Annotated in this window: 18 protein-coding genes; 12 read left to right on the forward strand and 6 right to left on the reverse strand. The window is 68.9% G+C overall.

What is annotated here, in order from left to right; genetic code table 11:
• Window positions 1-56: 56 nt before the first annotated feature.
• From IAE56_RS09745 to IAE56_RS09755, 3 genes are all read right to left on the reverse strand, one after another.
• Window positions 57-1,094, reverse strand: a complete 1,038-nt coding sequence (locus tag IAE56_RS09745; RefSeq protein WP_079222482.1) for a LacI family DNA-binding transcriptional regulator — start codon at window positions 1,092-1,094, stop codon at window positions 57-59.
• 148 nt (window positions 1,095-1,242) lie between these two features.
• On the reverse strand, window positions 1,243-1,518 hold the full coding sequence (locus IAE56_RS09750) for a BolA family protein (RefSeq protein WP_164075146.1): 276 nt from the start codon (window positions 1,516-1,518) through the stop codon (window positions 1,243-1,245).
• On the reverse strand, window positions 1,515-1,814 hold the full coding sequence (locus IAE56_RS09755) for a YciI family protein (protein WP_108770714.1): 300 nt from the start codon (window positions 1,812-1,814) through the stop codon (window positions 1,515-1,517). The genes IAE56_RS09750 and IAE56_RS09755 overlap by 4 nt, the downstream gene beginning before the upstream one ends.
• Window positions 1,815-2,186: 372 nt before the next feature.
• Between IAE56_RS09755 and IAE56_RS09760 the strand changes: the two genes are divergently transcribed.
• From IAE56_RS09760 to IAE56_RS09770, 3 genes are read left to right on the forward strand one after another with little or no spacing between them, the layout of a single operon-like run.
• Window positions 2,187-3,092, forward strand: coding sequence for a ScpA family protein (locus tag IAE56_RS09760; protein WP_108769344.1), 906 nt, complete (start codon window positions 2,187-2,189; stop codon window positions 3,090-3,092).
• A gap of 13 nt (window positions 3,093-3,105) precedes the next feature.
• Window positions 3,106-3,984 (forward strand): SMC-Scp complex subunit ScpB, encoded by an 879-nt coding sequence (gene scpB / locus IAE56_RS09765; RefSeq protein ID WP_079222485.1) that lies wholly within the window; start codon window positions 3,106-3,108, stop codon window positions 3,982-3,984.
• The gene (locus IAE56_RS09770) at window positions 3,977-5,629 is read left to right on the forward strand and encodes a pseudouridine synthase (RefSeq protein ID WP_200752395.1); all 1,653 of its coding nucleotides are present in this window, start codon (window positions 3,977-3,979) and stop codon (window positions 5,627-5,629) included. The genes scpB and IAE56_RS09770 overlap by 8 nt, the downstream gene beginning before the upstream one ends.
• Window positions 5,630-5,734: 105 nt before the next feature.
• On the opposite strand, the gene IAE56_RS09775 is transcribed toward IAE56_RS09770, so the two are convergent.
• The 3 genes from IAE56_RS09775 to IAE56_RS09785 form a co-directional block, all read right to left on the reverse strand.
• Window positions 5,735-6,169, reverse strand: a complete 435-nt coding sequence (locus IAE56_RS09775; protein WP_164075470.1) for a hypothetical protein — start codon at window positions 6,167-6,169, stop codon at window positions 5,735-5,737.
• A gap of 118 nt (window positions 6,170-6,287) precedes the next feature.
• Window positions 6,288-7,094, reverse strand: a complete 807-nt coding sequence (locus tag IAE56_RS09780; protein ID WP_108769347.1) for an amidohydrolase — start codon at window positions 7,092-7,094, stop codon at window positions 6,288-6,290.
• A gap of 13 nt (window positions 7,095-7,107) precedes the next feature.
• Window positions 7,108-8,256, reverse strand: coding sequence for a pyridoxal phosphate-dependent aminotransferase (locus IAE56_RS09785; RefSeq protein WP_200752396.1), 1,149 nt, complete (start codon window positions 8,254-8,256; stop codon window positions 7,108-7,110).
• Between the two features lie 197 nt (window positions 8,257-8,453).
• On the opposite strand from IAE56_RS09785, the gene ccmA reads away from it, so the two are divergent.
• Genes ccmA through IAE56_RS09830 form a run of 9 tightly spaced genes read left to right on the forward strand, consistent with a single transcriptional unit; the run spans window position 8,454 to window position 15,245 of the window.
• Window positions 8,454-9,116, forward strand: coding sequence for a heme ABC exporter ATP-binding protein CcmA (gene ccmA, locus IAE56_RS09790; RefSeq protein WP_116865088.1), 663 nt, complete (start codon window positions 8,454-8,456; stop codon window positions 9,114-9,116).
• Window positions 9,113-9,808, forward strand: a complete 696-nt coding sequence (ccmB, locus tag IAE56_RS09795) for a heme exporter protein CcmB (protein WP_108769350.1) — start codon at window positions 9,113-9,115, stop codon at window positions 9,806-9,808. Before ccmA ends, ccmB begins: the two co-directional genes overlap by 4 nt.
• 43 nt (window positions 9,809-9,851) lie before the next feature.
• On the forward strand, window positions 9,852-10,604 hold the full coding sequence (ccmC, locus tag IAE56_RS09800) for a heme ABC transporter permease CcmC (protein ID WP_200752397.1): 753 nt from the start codon (window positions 9,852-9,854) through the stop codon (window positions 10,602-10,604).
• Window positions 10,601-10,789 (forward strand): heme exporter protein CcmD, encoded by a 189-nt coding sequence (ccmD, locus tag IAE56_RS09805; RefSeq protein ID WP_200752398.1) that lies wholly within the window; start codon window positions 10,601-10,603, stop codon window positions 10,787-10,789. The genes ccmC and ccmD overlap by 4 nt, the downstream gene beginning before the upstream one ends.
• The gene (ccmE, locus tag IAE56_RS09810) at window positions 10,786-11,247 is read left to right on the forward strand and encodes a cytochrome c maturation protein CcmE (RefSeq protein WP_108769353.1); all 462 of its coding nucleotides are present in this window, start codon (window positions 10,786-10,788) and stop codon (window positions 11,245-11,247) included. The genes ccmD and ccmE overlap by 4 nt, the downstream gene beginning before the upstream one ends.
• A 12-nt stretch (window positions 11,248-11,259) precedes the next feature.
• Complete coding sequence (locus IAE56_RS09815) at window positions 11,260-13,179, forward strand: heme lyase CcmF/NrfE family subunit (protein WP_200752399.1); 1,920 nt, start codon at window positions 11,260-11,262, stop codon at window positions 13,177-13,179.
• 8 nt (window positions 13,180-13,187) lie between these two features.
• Window positions 13,188-13,805: a DsbE family thiol:disulfide interchange protein gene (locus IAE56_RS09820; protein ID WP_079222496.1), complete on the forward strand. Its 618-nt coding sequence runs from the start codon at window positions 13,188-13,190 to the stop codon at window positions 13,803-13,805.
• A 4-nt stretch (window positions 13,806-13,809) separates the two neighbouring features.
• The gene (locus tag IAE56_RS09825) at window positions 13,810-14,259 is read left to right on the forward strand and encodes a cytochrome c-type biogenesis protein (protein ID WP_200752400.1); all 450 of its coding nucleotides are present in this window, start codon (window positions 13,810-13,812) and stop codon (window positions 14,257-14,259) included.
• Window positions 14,253-15,245 (forward strand): tetratricopeptide repeat protein, encoded by a 993-nt coding sequence (locus IAE56_RS09830; protein WP_200752401.1) that lies wholly within the window; start codon window positions 14,253-14,255, stop codon window positions 15,243-15,245. The genes IAE56_RS09825 and IAE56_RS09830 overlap by 7 nt, the downstream gene beginning before the upstream one ends.
• The last annotated feature ends 77 nt before the right edge of the window (window positions 15,246-15,322 follow it).

The raw sequence follows: 15,322 nt of genomic DNA on the forward strand, positions 1-15,322 counted from the left end.
GCGGTATCCGCGGATGCGGTACCTGCGATCAATCAAAAGAAGGAACGCCTCTGGCTTCAATGGCCCGATGGCGGAGTGGTGGAATCGCGAACGATGAGGCGGGGAACAAGCGTCTGCTTGTCACCTGCCCCTTCGGGGGTGTTGCCGTCCATCAACTGCATCAGACGCGTCATCGCCCTATCGCCCAACTCGGCGATACTGACCTGCATGGTGGTCAACGATGGGTGTACAAACCGCGCCAGTGGAATGTCATCGAAACCCGCCAGGGCGACATCGGTGGGCACGTGGATGCCTGCCTGCGCGAAGGCATACAGGCAACCCAGGGCCATCATGTCGTTGGCGGCGAACACGGCATCGGGCAGCGCGCCGGCTGCCAGCATCTCCTGACCGGCGCGATGGCCGGAAGCTTCGTCGAAATCACCGGGCAACTCGATGCCTTCGGCGCCGTTGCCAAAAGCCGCCAGCGCGTCGCGGAAGCCACGCAGGCGCTCGCGCGCGTCGAAGTTGAGGTCCGGGCCAGAAATGAACGCGATGCGGCGGTGGCCGGCATCGAGCAGGTGGCGGGTCATGGCCATCGCACCGGCGTGATCGTCGATGCTCAGGACCGGGTGATCCTGCCCCGGCAGATAGGTGTTGATCAGGACCGTGGGCAGCGACTGCGGCAGGTTGTCGGTGAGGAAGCCGGGGCTCTCGGCATAGGGCGAGAGCACCAGCAGGCCATCGACGCGGCCGCGCATGGCACGCAGGGCGGCGCCCTGCTGTACCTGGTCGCCGTGGTAGCTGGACACCAGCAGGTGCTGGCGACGGTTGCGGGCAACGTTGTCGATGCCGCGCATCAGCTCGGAGAAGAATTCGCCGTACAGGTCAGGCAGCACCACGCCCACCGTATTGGTACGGCGGCTGCTCAGGCTGCGTGCGGCGGCGTGCGGGGTGTAACGCAGCCTCGCGGCGACCTCCAGCACAAGCTGGCGGACCGGTTCGGCGACATTCTCATGCCCGTTCAGCGCGCGGGAAACCGTGGCCACGGAGACCCGGGCTTCTCGTGCGACGTCTTTGATTGTTATGGCTGCCTTGTTCACGAAGCCGCCCTCCACGGCTTGGACCTACCAGCTTGGCGCGGAATGTAAGCGTTTCCATCTGCGCTTGTAAACACTCCGTTAGACGAATGTCCCCAGATGGACACAGAAATCTGACGTGGACAGGTCTGTTCCTGGACCTGGCAGGACTTTGCGGGACAGGCCATCAGCCCTGCTCGGACAGGGTGTATGCGCGGATGGACAGCGCATGGATATCGGTCTCCATCAGCCCGCCCAGCGCGGCATACACGGCGCGATGGCGCGCCAACGGGGCCATGCCGGCGAACTGTTCACTGACCACCAGCACGTTGAAATGGCCGCGTCCGTCGCGCGCTCCGGCATGGCCGGCATGGCGATGGCTGTCATCTTCGATCTCCAGCGTGCTCGGCGCCAGCGCCTGCTGCAATGCAACACGTATTAGATCGATGCGCTGCGCGCTCATGGCAGCACCTTGCGGAACGGCCGGACCTCGACGCGGGTGTAGACGCCCGCGGCCACATACGGGTCGGCATCGGCCCACTCGCGGGCCTGCGCGAGAGACTCGAACGCGGCAATCACCACCGAACCACTGAAGCCAGCGGGACCCGGATCCTCGCTGTCGATCGCCGGGCACGGCCCGGCCAGCAGCAGGCGTCCCTCGTCGCGCAGCGCGTGCAGCCGCGCCAGATGCTCGGGCCGGGCCTGCAGCCGCTGCGCCAGCACATCCTGGCCGTCGTAACCTTCAATCACATAGAACACGGGCATTCCTCGTTCATGTTGCGGTGCGTCGATTCTAGCCAATGGGCCGCCGATACCGGCCCGGCTGGACACTGGCCAGCCAAAGCCGTACCCTAGACACCATTGCACGTGGCGTGATGCAGCAGCCCGTCGGTTTTTGCGGCCAACGCAGCCCCCGACGACCGTACCGCTGCTTCGAACCGGGCCAACCGGCCGGGCCACGTAGACGACCTCCCCGTAGTTCCGTCGCCGCCGTTTTCCTGCGGCGCGTCCTGCTGTTTGATATGTGTGGAATCGCGCCGATCCCGGCGTGTCTGGTGCCTGCGGCGCCGTGGCGAAGGCCCGGCAGAACCGGCACCGCGACTGGTCCGTTGCAATCCTATTGTCCATTAGATGACTTCCGAACTCGCGCTCGACGCGAACCCGCCAACCCGGCCGCCCGCCCCCCAGCAGCAGGAAATGCCGCTGGCCGTGGTGCATGGGCAACCGGTCCTGCAGATCCCGCAGGACCTGTACATCCCGCCGGATGCGCTGGAAGTCATCCTGGATGCCTTTGAAGGTCCGCTGGACCTGCTGCTGTACCTGATCCGCCGGCAGAACCTGGACGTGCTGGACATTCCCGTGGCCGAGATCACCCGGCAGTACGTGGAATACATCACCGTGATGCGCGAGCTGCGTTTCGAACTGGCCGCCGAGTACCTGGTGATGGCCGCCATCCTGGCCGAGGTGAAGTCGCGCATGCTGCTGCCGCGCCCGGTCAGTGAAGATGGCGACGAGGCCGACCCGCGCGCCGAGCTGGTGCGCCGGCTGCAGGAGTACGAACGTTTCAAGCAGGCCGCCGAGGATATCGACGCCCTGCCCCGCCAGGACCGCGACACCACGGTGGCGCACGCCTTCATGCCCGAGCGGGCGACGGTGAAGCTGCCGCCGCCGGTAGACCTGAAGGAAATGCTGCTGGCCCTGCACGACGTGCTCAAGCGCGCCGAGCTGTTCAGCGGCCACGCGATCAAGCGCGAGGCCCTGAGCGTGCGCCAGCGCATGGGTGAAGTGCTGGGTCGTCTGGAAGACGGCAGGTTCTACCGCTTTGAAGGGCTGTTCACCGCCGAAGAAGGCAAGCTGGGCGTGCTGGTCACGTTCCTGGCAGTGCTGGAACTGGCCAAGGAACAGCTGCTGGACCTGGTCCAGGAAGAGCCGCTGGCGCCGATCTACGTGAAGTCCCTGGCCGCCGGCAACACCAACGCCCCGCTGCAGTTCAGCAGCGAGTTCGACGACAACGACGCCGCCAATGAGAACGAGTGAGCGCTGACTGCCGATGGACCAGACGCTGATCAACCGCATTGTCGAAGGTGCCCTGCTGGCCTCCAGCCAGCCGCTCACCCTGGCCCAGCTGAAAGACCTGTTCCCGGAAGAGGAACCGGCACCGCCGGGCAGCATCGAACGTGCGCTGGAGCGCCTGCGCGAAGGCTGCGAAGGGCGTGGCGTGGAACTGGTCGAGGTCGCCTCCGGCTTCCGCTACCAGGTGACCGGCGAAGTGCACGGCTGGATCAGCCGGCTGTGGACCGAGCGCAAGACCCGTTACACCCGCGCCACCCTGGAAACCCTGGCGCTGATTGCCTACCGGCAGCCGATCACCCGCGGCGAGATCGAGCAGGTGCGCGGCGTGGCGGTCAGCAGCAACATCATCCAGGCACTGGAAGAGCGCGAATGGATCCGCGTGGTCGGCCACCGCGACGTGCCCGGCAAGCCGGCGCTGTTTGGCACCACCAAGGGCTTCCTGGACTATTTCGGCCTGAAGCGCCTGGACGAACTGCCGCCGCTGTCGGAACTGAAAGACCTGGGCGAGCTGGAACCGCAGCTGGCGCTGGACCGCGATGGTCCCGCCGTTGCCGGTGCCGCCGGCCCGGACATCAGCGCCGACCCCGACGCGGCCGCCAACGATGACGCCGGCCTGCAGGGCGGCGATGGCAACACCCCCGATTCCGCCGACGCAGCTGCTGCGCCGGCCACCGATGAGCAAGCACCTTCGCCCCTCGATGATGGGCACCCCGATTCCGCGCCGGGCGAGCGCGCGGTGCCAGTGAACGAACGCGAAGACAACGCCGTCGCGACGACGACCGTGGCTGTTGACCAAGCCGATTCCGAACCAGAGGCCGACCTCGAAACCGTCGGCCGGAGCAAAACTGATGAGTGACACCCCCCGTAACAAGCTCTCGCTGAAGCGCGAAGCCACCTCCGAACAGTTCAAGCTGGAAGAGCGCCTGCACAAGGTGCTGGCCCAGGCCGGCCTCGGCTCGCGCCGTGCGCTGGAACAGCGCATCGCCGAAGGCCTGGTCAAGGTCAACGGCGAAGTCGCGCAGACCGGCATGTCGGTCAAGAGCGGCGACAAGATCGAGCTGGATGGCCGTGGCTTCGTCGCCACCGCCCTGGCCGAGCCGTCGCGCGTGCTGGTCTACAACAAGCCGGAAGGCGAAGTGACCACCCGCGAAGATCCCGAAGGCCGCCCGACCGTGTTCGAATCCCTGCCGCCGCTGAAGGGCGCGCGCTGGATCGCCATCGGCCGCCTGGACATCAACACCACCGGCCTGCTGCTGGCCACCACCGACGGTGAACTGGCCAACGCCATGATGCACCCGTCGTTCGAGGTCGAGCGCGAGTACGTGGTGCGCGTGCGCGCCCCGGAAGGCGAAGAGAAGGTCTCCGACGCCATCGTCGACCGCCTCGCCCGTGGCGTGGCGCTGGAAGACGGCCCGGCCAAGTTCGACGAGATCGAACGCATCGGCGGCACCGATTCGCACGACTGGTTCCGCGTCGTGGTGAAGGAAGGCCGCAACCGCGAAGTGCGCCGCCTGTGGGAATCGCAGGGCTGCCAGGTCAGCCGCCTGAAGCGCACCCGCTACGGCAAGGTCAGCCTGCCGCGCGAACTGGTGCGTGGCCATTCGGTCGAACTGCCCACCGCCCAGGTCGAAGCCCTGCGCGCGCAGCTGAAGCTGGAAGAAGGCGCGCCGTCGGCACTGACCCTGCAGCCGGTGATCGGCCAGCGTCGCGCCGCCAAGACCACCGTGCGCGTGCGCGAAGGCGGTCGTGGCAATGCCTACGTCAACGGCCACAGCACCGCCGATGAAGGTCGCGAACTGCGTCGCTTCGACAACGTGCGCGAAGACCGCGGCCGTGGTCGCGGCGGCAAGGGTGGCGGCTTCAAGGGCGGCCTGACCGTCAGCGGCGAAGCAGCCGCCAAGCAGTCGCAGAAGCCGTTCAAGCAGCGCGCGCCGAAGAATGACCGTTCGCTGCCGGAAGGCAACCCGGCCGCATTCCGTACCTGGTACGTGCCGGACGGTGTCAGCACCGGCCCGAGCGGCCACCGCAACGCCGGTCCGGGCGCACGTGGCCCGGGTGCCCGTGGTCCGGGCGCTGGCGCGGGCGGCCAGGGCCGTCCGTACGGCAAGCCGAAGGGTCCGGGCGCCGGTGCAGGTGGCGGCCAGGGTCGCGGCGGCTTCGGCGGCGAAGGCCGTGGTGGCGCCGGTGGCGGCCAGGGTCGTCCGGCCGGTGCGGGCAACCGCTCGCAGGGCCAGGGCAACAAGCACCCGTACGGCCATCCGGGCAACGCCCCGAGCTTCCCGTCCGACCACGCCAATCCGGGCTTCAACCCGTACGGCAGCGCGCGTCCGGCCGGCAACGGTCGTCCGGGCGGCAATCGCGGTCCGGGCGGCAACCGTGGCCCGGGTGGTCCCGGTGGCAACCGTGGTCCCGGCGGCCCGGGTGGCAACCGTGGCCCGGGTGGCCCCGGCGGCAACCGCGGTCCGGGCGGCCCGCGTCGCAGCGGCCCGCGCGGCGGCTGATCGCTGACACGTCTGAAATGAAAAACCCCGGCTCCGGCCGGGGTTTTTCTTTATCGGGTGGAACGAATCCCTAGTAGATCCACGCCATGCGTGGATGGACCGGGATCAGCGGCGGCTGATGGTGAAGGCGGTGCCGTCCACGCCCAGGTCCCAGCCCTTGCCGGTGCCGGACAGGGCCAGCGAGACATCGCCCTTGGTCATCACCTGCGCGTTGCTGGATTTCACCGCGCCGGCGTGCGCACCCACCGAGGCATAGGTGCCGAGCAGTTCGTTGATGCCCACCGCACCGGTGAAGCTGCCGCGGCCGTTGGTGATCTTCGACTTGCCCACGGTCAGGCCACCGCCCTTGAGCTGGATGCGCACCGGCATGGTCGCGCCGTTGCTGCACTGGAGGGTGCCGTTGCCCGAGGCGGTCTTGTAGATCAGCGACCAGCCGGACAGGTTGTAGCGTAGCTGGCAGTCGAGGTTGCCACCGGCATGTGCCGCCGGGGCCAGAGAGGCTGCGGCCAGCGCCAGCAGCAGGACAAGGGGCTTGTTCATCGGCAGGACTTCCACTTCAGGTCGGACTGGCCGCGAATCTAGCAGCGCGCGCGTGCACGGTGGATGCAGGCGCGCGAGGCGGTGTGGCAAGCGTTCAGCCGCCACACCGGGGCCGGTCTCAGGCCCGTTCGTCCAGGTGGAACGCATCGGCATCGAGCATCGCCGGGAAGCGCGCGCGGTGCGCGGCCAGGGCCTCGGCCGAGATGGTGGTGGTGACCACCTGCTCGCGTTCGCGGATCTCCACCTGCGGCTGGCCGAGGAAGTCGATCACCGCGCTGTCGCCGGCGTAGTGCAGCTGGTTGCCGTCCACGCCGATGCGGTTGACCGCCGCCACGAAGCACAGGTTCTCGATTGCCCGTGCGCGCAGCAGGGTCTTCCACGCGTAGGCACGCGCCGACGGCCAGTTGGCCACGAAGATCTGCAGGTCGAAATCCATCTGCCCTGCCCGCTCCACGTTGTAGCGGTTGCGGCAGAACACCGGGAAACGCAGGTCGTAGCAGACCTGCGGATTGATCCGCCAGCCCTTCCATTCCACGCTCAGGCGATCGCGGCCAGCGGCGTAACGCTCGTGCTCGCCGCCGTAACGGAACAGGTGGCGCTTGTCGTAGTACTGCAGCGCGCCGTCCGGGGTGGCGAACAGCAGGCGGTTGTAGACGCCTTCGCCATCGCGCAGCTGCACGCTGCCGATCACCGCCGCGTCCAGCGCCTTCGCCTGTTCGCGCACCCAGGCCACGGTCGGGCCGTCCATGCCTTCGGCCTGGGCGATGGCCTCGTTGGAGAAGCCACTGGTGAACGTCTCCGGCAGGATCACCAGGTCGGTGCTGCCGGCCAGCGGCGCCAGCAGCGCGCCGTAGTACTCACGGTTGCCCGCCGGGTCATGCCAGCGGGTGTCGCCCTGGACGAGGGAAATGCGCAGGTCCTGCATGGTCGTCACGTCCTCAGAGCAGGCGCAGGCGTTCGATCGCCGCGTCCAGGGTCGCTTCGTTCTTGGCGAAGCACAGACGCACCAGGCGCTGGCCGACGGGCGCGGTCTCGTAGAACGGCGACAGCGGAATGGCGGTGACGCCCTTCTCGATGGTCAGCCACTTCACGAATTCGTGGTCGGGCAGATCGCTGATGGCCGAGTAGTCGACCAGCTGGAAGTAACCGCCCGGGACCGGCAGCGGCTTCAGGCGGGTGCCAGCCAGCTGCTCGCGGAAGCGGTCGCGCTTGGCCTGGTAGAACGCACCCAGTTCCAGGTGGTGCTCGGGCTCGTCGCGGATCATCGCGGCGAAGCCGTACTGGGCCGGGCCGAAGCTGGTGAAGGTGTTGTACTGGTGCACCTTGCGGAACTCGGCGGTCAGCAGCGGCGGCGCCACCGCGTAGCCGATCTTCCAGCCGGTGCAGTGGTAGGTCTTGCCGAAGCTGGAGATGACGAAGGTGCGCTCGCGCAGTTCCGGGTAGCGCAGCGCCGATTCGTGGCGGCGGCCGTCGTAGATGATGTGCTCGTACACCTCATCGGAGATCAGGTAGATCTGCGTGCCACGCAGCAGGTCGGCCAGCGCCTGCATGTCGGCCTCGTCCAGCATCGCACCCGACGGGTTGTGCGGGGTGTTGACCATCAGCATGCGGGTGCGCGGGGTGATCGCCGCACGCACGCGGTCCCAGTCCACGGCGAAGGTCTGCGGGTCCAGCGGCACGTGCACGGCGATGGCGCCGGCCAGCTCGATGGCCGGTTCATAGCAGTCGTAGGCCGGGTCCAGCACGATCACTTCCTCGCCGGCACGCACCACGGCGTGGATGGCGTTGAAGATCGCCTCGGTGGCGCCGCTGGTGACGGTGATCTCGGTGTCCGGGTCGATGGTGGCGCCGTACAGGTCCAGCGACTTCTGTGCGATGGCCTGGCGCAGCGGGGCCACGCCGGTCATCGGCGGGTACTGGTTCAGGCCGGCGGCCATGGCCTTGGTGGTTTCGTCGATCAGACGCTGCGGCGCGGAGAAATCCGGGAAACCCTGGCCCAGGTTGACCGCGCCGTGTTCGGCGGCGAGCTGGGACATCACGGTGAAGATCGTGGTACCGACCTTGGGCAGCTTGGTGGTGGGTTGCATCGGCCTGGGGGAATGGGGAGACAAGGACTGAAAGTGTACGAAATCCACGCCCTGCCCGTGGACTCAACCGGTAGCGCCGGGTCATATCCGGCGGCTGTTTGCATATTCCCTGCGGCCGCCGGGCATGGCCCGGCGCTACCGGGGCAGGTTTCATCGCTACAATTGCCGCCGCACTCCGGCACGAAGACCCCTGCCCCTTGAACACCCCAGCATTGCTGGCCGCCAGCGGCCTGAGCTTCTCCCGCAATGACGAACCCGTGTTCGGCCCGCTGGACTTCCACGTGGATGCCGGCGAGGCCCTGCTGGTGCAGGGCGGCAATGGTGCCGGCAAGACCACCCTGCTGCGCGTGCTGGCCGGCCTGGCCCGCCCCGGCGCCGGCCAGGTGCGCATCGACGGCAAGCAGGCCAGCAACACCGAACGCGCCCGCTATGTCGCCTACCTCAGCCACCTGCCGGCGCTGAAGCCGGACCTGGACACGCTGGAGAACCTGCACTTCCTCTGCGGCCTGCACGGCCGCCGGGCCAAGCAGATGCCCGGCAGCGCGCTGGCCATCGTCGGACTGGCCGGTTATGAGGACACCCTGGTGCGGCACCTGTCGGCCGGGCAGAAAAGGCGCCTGGCGCTGGCCCGCATCTGGCTGTCGCCGGCACCGCTGTGGCTGCTCGACGAACCCTACGCCAACCTCGATCTGGATGGCATCAACCTGGTCAACCGGATGATTTCGGCGCATCTGCGCGGCGGCGGTGCCGCCCTGGTCACCACCCACGGCGCCTATGCCGCACCGCCGGTGCGCACGCGCCTGCTCGAGCTGCGCGTGCCCGGGCAACCGGCCGCGACCGTGCCCGGAGGTGCCGCATGATCGCCCCGGGTACCGAACCGGGCCTGTGGCAGACCGCCCGCGCCCTGTTCTCGCGCGATCTGCGCCTGCTCTGGCGCCGCCGTGGCGATGCGCTGCAGCCGGTGCTGTTCGCCCTGCTGGTGGTGGTGCTGTTCGCGCTGGCGCAGGGCCGCGATCCGCAGCCGCTGGCGGCCACCGCCGGTGCCGTGCTGTGGCTGGCGGTACTGCTGGCCGGGCAGCTGGCGCTGGATTCGCTGTTCCGTTCCGATGCCGAGGATGGATCGCTGGAACAATGGCTGCTGGCGCCGGTGCCACTGGCCTGGCTGGTGCTGGTGCGCGTGCTGCTGCACTGGGCTACCACCGCGCTGCCGCTGATCGTGGTCAGCCCGCTGCTGGCGGAAATGCTGCATCTGCCACATGACCAACTGCCGATGTTGCTGGCATCGTTGCTGCTGGGAACACCGGTGCTGAGCCTGATCGGTGGCGTGGTCGCCGCGCTGACCGTGGGCATCCGGCGCTCTGGTATTCTCGTGGCGTTGCTGTCGTTGCCGCTGTACGTACCGGTGCTGGTGTTCGGTGCGGGCAGTCTGGCGGCGGCCAGCCGCGGGCAGGATCCGGTCGGTGCGCTGCTGATGCTGGGCGCCGGACTGGTGGTCGCCCTGCTGCTGGCACCGCTGGCGACGGCTGCGGCCATCCGTATTTCCCTGAGTTGAACGGGCAGAGAGCCAATCCACCCCTGCTGGATAGCCGTCACGCATGAATCCGATCGTCCGCTGGTTCCATCAACTCGGTTCGCCGCCCACCTTCGATCGTTTCGCTGCCCGCTGGTCGCGTGTGTTCTACATCGCCGCGCTGCCGGTGCTGCTGGTCGGCCTGTGGCAGGCCCTGCTGGTGGTGCCGCCGGAAGCACGCCAGCTGGACAGCTTCCGCATCCTCTACATCCACGTGCCCAGCGCCTGGATGAGCCTGTTCGTGTTCGCGCTGATGGCCCTCTACGCCGCCATCGCGCTGATCTGGCGCATCAAGATCTGCGAGATCCTGGCCATGGCCTGCGCGCCGATGGGCGCCGGCTTCACCCTCATCACCCTTCTCACCGGCAGCATCTGGGGCAAGGGCACCTGGGGCACCTGGTGGGACTGGGACCCGCGCATGACCAGCGAACTGGTCCTGCTGTTCCTGTACCTGGGGGTCATCGGCCTGTACCACGCCATCGAGGACCGTCGCAGCGCCGCGCGCGCGGCCGGCCTGCTGGCCATCGTCGGCGTCAGCCTGCTGCCGGTCATCCGCTATTCGGTGGACTGGTGGGGCGGCCTGCACCAGCGCCAGTCGATCAGCGTGTTCGGTGACTCGGCGATCAGCAGCGCGATGATCGCGCCGCTGTGGTGGATGGTGATCGGCACCAAGTTCTGGTTCGCCGGCTCGGTACTGGCCAAGGCACGCGCCGACAACCTCGACCGCGAGGCCGGCAAGGCCTGGGTCGGCGCGCGCGTGGAGGAGACCCCGCAATGACCCACCTGCCCTTCGTGATCGGCGCCTATGCGGTGTTCGTGCTGGTGCTGCTGGCCGATGCCATCGGTTCGTGGCTGCGCCTGCGCGCCGCGCGCCGCCAGGCGCAGTCGCGCCAGCAGCGGCAGCAGGCACGGCAGAGCGCGCAGCAGGCCGCGCCGGTGCTGTCGGCGGAGCTGGAGCGATGACCCCGGTGCAGCGCCGCCGCATGGCCTGGGTGCTGCTGGCGCTGCTCGCCTCCGGCCTGGCCACCGCACTGGTGGCGATGGCGCTGGAGCGCAACATCGCCTACCTCTACACGCCGTCGGAAGTGCTGCGCGGCGACGTCGATGCGCAGACCCGCTTCCGTCTTGGCGGCATGGTGGTCAAGGGCTCGTTCAACCGCCCGGTCGGCTCGCTCGATGCCCGCTTCGAGGTCACCGATGGCGACGCGCAGCTGGCCGTGCTGACCTCGCGCATCCTGCCGGACATGTTCGCCGAGGGCACCGCCGTGGTCGCCAGCGGGCGCCTGCAGGACGGCGTGTTCGTCGCCGATGAAGTGCTGGCCAAGCACGATGAGAAGTACGTGCCGAAGGAAGTGGCCGACAAGATGGGCGATGCCCATCGCAAGCACGACGTGCCGGTACCGGCCACCGAGGTGCGCTGAGTGTTGCCTGGAGTGCTGCCAGAGCTGGGCCAGATCCTGCTGCTGTGCGCGTTGCTGGCCTCGCTGCTGCAGGCCGGCCTGCCGCTGGTCGGCGCGCAGCGCGGCAACGACGCGTGGATGGCGGTGGCCCGACCGGCCGCCTTCGCCCAGCTGCTGCTGGTGGCCGGCGCGTTCGCGGTGCTGACCGCTGCCTTCGTACAGCAGGATTTCTCGGTGCGCTACGTGGCCGAGAATTCCAATTCACTGCTGCCGATGATCTACCGCTACTCGGCGGTCTGGGGCGCGCACGAAGGCTCGCTGCTGATGTGGGCGCTGGTGCTGGCGCTGTGGACCGGTGCGGTGGCGCTGTTCTCGCGGCACCTGCCCGCGCCGGTGCAGGCCCGCGTGCTGGCGGTGATGGGCGTGGTCAGCGTCGGCTTCCTCGCCTTCCTGATCTTCACCTCCAACCCGTTCCTGCGCCTGAACCCGGCGCCGCTGGAAGGCCGCGACCTCAACCCGCTGCTGCAGGACCCGGGCCTGATCATCCACCCGCCGATGCTGTACCTGGGCTACGTGGGCTTTGCCGTGCCGTTCGCCTTCGCCGTGGCCGCCCTGCTGGAAGGCCGCGTGGATGCGCGCTGGCTGCGCTGGACGCGCCCATGGACCAACGTGGCCTGGGGCTTCCTGACCCTGGGCATCGCGCTGGGCAGCTGGTGGGCCTATTACGAGCTGGGCTGGGGCGGCTGGTGGTTCTGGGACCCGGTGGAAAATGCCAGTTTCATGCCGTGGCTGGTCGGTGCGGCGCTGATCCACTCGCAGGCCGTCACTGAAAAGCGCGGCACCTTCGGCAGCTGGACCCTGCTGCTGGCCATCGCCGCCTTCGCGCTGTCGCTGCTGGGCACGTTCCTGGTGCGCTCGGGCGTGCTGACCAGCGTGCATTCGTTCGCCGCCGATCCCTCGCGTGGCCTGTTCATCCTGGTGTTCCTGTCGCTGCTGGTCGGTGGCAGCCTGCTGCTGTACGTGCTGCGTGCCAGCGGCCTCAGCGTGGAAGCCGATGACCCGCGCCGCGGCTTCACCGCCACCTCGCGCGAGACCCTGCTGCTGGCCAACAACCTGCTGCTGGCCACCGCCTGCGCGATGGTGCTGCTGGGCACGCTGTATCCGCTGCTGGCCGACGCGCTGTCACTGGGCAAGATCTCGGTCGGCCCGCCCTATTTCGGCAGCCTGTTCCTGCTGCTGATGGCACCGATGGTGCTGCTGCTGCCGTTCGGCCCGCTGGTGAAGTGGCAGCGTGACCAGCCGTCGCGCGCGTTCGCCCTGCTCGCCCCGTGGCTGGGCCTGGCCGTGCTGCTGGGCGCTCTGGCCTGGTGGCAGGCGCCGCAGAACGGCTGGAAGGCCGGCCTCGGCGTGGCTGCAGCGGCCTGGGTTGGCCTGGGTACGGCGCGCTTTATCTGGCAGCGCCTGCGCGGCAATGGCCGCTTCACCGCCGAAATGCTCGGCATGATCGTCGCCCACACCGGCATTGCCGTGTTCCTGGCCGGCGCGCTGCTGGTGGAAGCGCTGAACGTGCAGCGCGAAGTCGCGCTGGCGCCGGGCCAGCAGGTGGTGGTCGGCCGCCATGAAGTGCGCTTTGAAGGCGTGGACCATCGCGAAGGCCCCAACTTCACCGCCGACCGCGGCCATCTGCGCGTGTTCCGCGACGGTCGCGAGCTGGCCCTGCTGCATCCGGAAAAGCGCCAGTACGCCAGCGGCGGCCAGGTGATGACCGAGGCCGGCATCGATGCACGCCTGAGCGGTGATGTCTACGTGGCATTGGGCGAGCCGCTGGGCAACAATGCATGGGCGGTACGGGTGCACATCAAGCCGTTCGTGCGCTGGATCTGGCTGGGCGCGCTGCTGATGGCCCTGGGCGGATTCATCACCGCCGCTGATCGTCGTTTCCGTCGTCCGTAGGAGTTTCCATGTCCGAGTCCCCCGCCCCGCGCCCGTCCCGCCCGCTGCCGCCGGTAGCCATCGTGATCGGCGTACTGTTCTTCTTCGGCCTGCTTGGGCTGATGATCTACGGGGTGATGAAATCGGGCGACCCGCAGCGCGACGTGCTGCCCTCGGCGCTGATCGACAAGCCGGCACCGGCCTTTGCCCTGCCGGTGCTGCACGACCCGAGCATGACCGTGCGCAGCGAAGAACTGCGCGGTGCGCCCTACCTGTTGAACGTGTGGGGCAGCTGGTGCGCGGCCTGCCGCGAGGAACACCCGGTACTGACCCGCTTCGCCGAGAGCAAGCGCGTGCGCGTGATCGGCTACAACTGGAAGGACGAGCCGACCGACGCGCTGCACTGGCTGGAAACGCTGGGCAACCCGTTCATGGTGGTGCTGAGCGATGTTGAAGGCCGCACCGCCATCGACTGGGGCGTGACCGCCGCGCCGGAAACCTTCCTGGTCGACGGCAGCGGCATCGTGCGTTGGAAGTACAGCGGCGCAATGACCCAGCAGGTGGTCGACGAGAAGCTGATCCCCGCGCTGCAGAAGATCGAGAAGGCCCAGGGCAATGCCGATGCCGGCCTGCACGGTAATCCGTAAGCCGCTGCACTGGCTGCTGCTTGCGCTGCTGATGGCGGCGGCGCTGCCCGCGCCTGCCCAGCAGCCGCTGCACGACCCGCGTCCGCTCGCCTTCCGCGACGCGGCTGAAGAAGCCCGATTCCATAACCTGGCCGCGCAGCTGCGCTGCGTGCAGTGCCAGAACCAGTCACTGGCCGATTCCAACGCACAGATCGCCCAGGACCTGCGCCGCGAGGTGCTGCAGCTGATGCAGCAGGGCCTCGACGACGAACAGATCAAGCAGTTCCTGGTCGCCCGCTACGGCGAGTTCGTGCTGTACCAGCCGCCGCTGCAGCCGGGCACCTGGCTGCTGTGGGGCGGCCCGCTGCTGCTGCTCGGCGCCGGTGGCGTGGTGGTGCTGGGCATCGTCCGCCGCCGTGGCCGCAACGTGGCGCCGGCATCGGCCGGCAACGCCGATGAAGGAGATGGCTGGTGAGCAACCTTCTGCCCGTGCTGGCCGGTCTCGTGGCGGCGCTGATGGCCGCGCTGGTGCTGTGGCCGCTGCGCCGGCAGGGCCGCCGCGGTTTCGTGCCGGGTGTGCTGGCACTGGGCGTGGTCGGCGCCTGCCTGTACCTGCTGGTGGGCGACCCGCGTGCCGCACAGGTGCAGCCGGCACCGTCGGTGGCGACCCTGCGTGATGGGGTGAAGGCACTGCAGCAGGCACTGCAGCGCGACCCGCAGCGCGCCGATGGCTGGGCACTGCTGGGCCGCTCGCAGGCCGAACTGGGCGATACCCGCGCCGCCGCCGAGGCCTTCGCCCGCGCCGTGGCCCTGGCCCCGGATGATGCCGGCGTACTGGTGGAAGCCGCGCAGGCGCGCGCCCAGGCCGATGCCGGCAAGCAATTCGATGACACCGCGATGGACTGGCTGCAGCAGGCCCGTCGCCTCGCACCCGACGCCGAGCGTGCCAGCTGGCTGCTGGGCATCGCCCTGCGCCAGCGCGGCAGGAATGCCGAAGCCGCCGACGTCTGGAGCAGCCTGCTGCCACGACTGGAGCCCGGTGCTGCGCAGGCGCTGCAGGCGCAGATCGCGGTCGCCCGCGAAGCGGCCGGACAGGCCGCGGACGCACCGGTCGCGGATGCGCCCGCCCTGCTGCAGGTGCGCGTGCAGCTGCCCGCCTCGTTGAAGCAGGCTGATTGGCCGGCCAGCACCCAGGTGTTCGTGCTTGCCCGTGCCGTCGGCGGCCCGCCGATGCCGGTGGCCGCACGCAGGCTGCCGCTGGCCGGTTTCCCGGCGACGGTCGGCCTCGGTGACGGCGACAGCCCGATGCCGACTGCGCCGCTGTCCGCGCATGCCGACGTGGAGGTGCTGGCGCGCATTTCGCGCAGTGGCAGCGCCAACCGCAGCGATGGCGACCTGCAGAGCGAGGTGGTGCGGGTGGCGTTGCCGCATGACGGCGTGGTGGAGCTGCGGTTCCCTTAAACCGCTGCGCTCGCCGGGGGGGGGGGCCCCCGCCGCCCCCCCCCCCCCCCCCCCCCCCCCCCCCCCCCCCCCCCCCC

Source organism: Stenotrophomonas sp. S41, assembly GCF_016624625.1.
Classification (GTDB): domain Bacteria; phylum Pseudomonadota; class Gammaproteobacteria; order Xanthomonadales; family Xanthomonadaceae; genus Stenotrophomonas.

Bases quoted from the DNA above. Each gene is read 5' to 3' on its own strand.
- IAE56_RS09760 (WP_108769344.1), top strand. From the start codon at position 2,187: ATGACTTCCGAACTCGCGCTCGACGCGAACCCGCCAACCCGGCCGCCC.
- IAE56_RS09785 (WP_200752396.1), bottom strand. From the start codon at position 8,256: ATGCAACCCACCACCAAGCTGCCCAAGGTCGGTACCACGATCTTCACC.
- IAE56_RS09775 (WP_164075470.1), bottom strand. From the start codon at position 6,169: ATGAACAAGCCCCTTGTCCTGCTGCTGGCGCTGGCCGCAGCCTCTCTG.
- IAE56_RS09750 (WP_164075146.1), bottom strand. From the start codon at position 1,518: ATGAGCGCGCAGCGCATCGATCTAATACGTGTTGCATTGCAGCAGGCG.
- scpB (WP_079222485.1), top strand. From the start codon at position 3,106: ATGGACCAGACGCTGATCAACCGCATTGTCGAAGGTGCCCTGCTGGCC.
- ccmC (WP_200752397.1), top strand. From the start codon at position 9,852: ATGAATCCGATCGTCCGCTGGTTCCATCAACTCGGTTCGCCGCCCACC.
- IAE56_RS09820 (WP_079222496.1), top strand. From the start codon at position 13,188: ATGTCCGAGTCCCCCGCCCCGCGCCCGTCCCGCCCGCTGCCGCCGGTA.
- IAE56_RS09770 (WP_200752395.1), top strand. From the start codon at position 3,977: ATGAGTGACACCCCCCGTAACAAGCTCTCGCTGAAGCGCGAAGCCACC.
- ccmB (WP_108769350.1), top strand. From the start codon at position 9,113: ATGATCGCCCCGGGTACCGAACCGGGCCTGTGGCAGACCGCCCGCGCC.
- ccmE (WP_108769353.1), top strand. From the start codon at position 10,786: ATGACCCCGGTGCAGCGCCGCCGCATGGCCTGGGTGCTGCTGGCGCTG.
- ccmD (WP_200752398.1), top strand. From the start codon at position 10,601: ATGACCCACCTGCCCTTCGTGATCGGCGCCTATGCGGTGTTCGTGCTG.
- IAE56_RS09780 (WP_108769347.1), bottom strand. From the start codon at position 7,094: ATGCAGGACCTGCGCATTTCCCTCGTCCAGGGCGACACCCGCTGGCAT.